Raw genomic sequence first — 1096 nt, forward strand, 5'->3', positions numbered from 1 at the left:
GACTTGTGCCAGCGGTCATAGACCGTCATAGCTGCTCCTCGAACCACGCGCGCACGTCAGCGGGCGCATAGCGGAGGTGCTTGCCTACCCGCCGTCCTCTGGGGCCGACGCGCCGAGTGCGCCATTGGTAGAGGGTGCCGAGCGGAATCCCGAGGAACTCAGAGACCTCCTCGGGTGTCCACAGGCGTTGGTCCTTGGTCACCGGTACTCCGTTCGCTGTCTGAGGGTTCGTCAGGCTGCGAGCGGTGTGGACGGACTCTGTTCCCAGCTGTCGTGGGTGAGGTCTTCGCGTCCTGCTCGGGTGCGTTCGCGGGCTTGTGCCGCTGCCGTGTTGGCGAGGAGTTGGTCACCGGTGGTGTGCCAGCCGGTGCCTGCGTAGGTGAGGAATCCGATGATGAGGGTGGTTTCCTCGGTTTTGCTGTCAAGGAGTTGTTGACGGTGAAAGCGCGATGTTTGGTGGTGTCCCTCTATCCCTGGGGGATGGCGTTTGAGGGCTTGTGCGCGCTTGTAGGCGGCTCGTTCTTGGCGGATGGAGCCGAAGGTGATCGAGTAGCGGCGGGCTTTGGTGAGGAAGTGTCCGCCGAAGCCGAGCATGTGCGCCCACCTGCGTAATCCTCCCCATTCGGGAGTCTGGCCGAGTTTCCAGGCTGCGTCGATAAGACGTTCGGGATGGGTGCCGGTGGGGCTGGCGTACAGATCGATGGTGTCAGGGGTAAGCCTGCGGGAGGTGTGGCCAGTGGCTTCGGTGCCTTTGGTGGAGTACTTGGCGAGGTAGGCGGCAACGGCTTGGTCGTCGAGGGCGTCGCCGGAGGCCGACAGGGTGATGGGCCGGATCTCGTGCTGCTTGCCCCAGGCGATGCGCCAGCCGCCGGGTTGCTCGGGATGGGGTGCGGTGGTGTAGGCGATGGTGGCGGCGGCCGAGGTGAGCGCGGCGATGATGTCGTTGGTGGTGATGCCGTCCGGGGGTGTGGTGATGGCGTCAGGCTGGTCGGGGTTGATGCCGTCCAGGCGGAGCAGGATGTGGAAGTGGACTGCGCCGCGTGCTTGGTATTCGGCGGCTTTGCCGTGGGAGAGCCGGACTTTGGGTAGGCCGTGT

2 protein-coding genes are annotated in these 1096 nt (G+C 65.1%); both read right to left on the reverse strand.

Features of this window, described 5'->3' with window-relative positions:
* Positions 1 to 25: 25 nt before the first annotated feature.
* A complete protein-coding gene (locus HNR40_RS53440; protein WP_184976639.1) occupies positions 26 to 202 on the reverse strand; it encodes a helix-turn-helix domain-containing protein in 177 nt (58 codons plus the stop codon).
* 29 nt (positions 203 to 231) lie between these two features.
* Positions 232 to 1096, reverse strand: an 865-nt coding sequence (locus tag HNR40_RS53445) for a replication initiator (protein WP_376773630.1), incomplete at its 5' end; no start/stop codon positions are given.

Origin of the sequence: Nonomuraea endophytica (genome assembly GCF_014203235.1) — a bacterium.
In the GTDB taxonomy this organism is placed as follows: Bacteria; Actinomycetota; Actinomycetes; order Streptosporangiales; family Streptosporangiaceae; genus Nonomuraea; species Nonomuraea endophytica.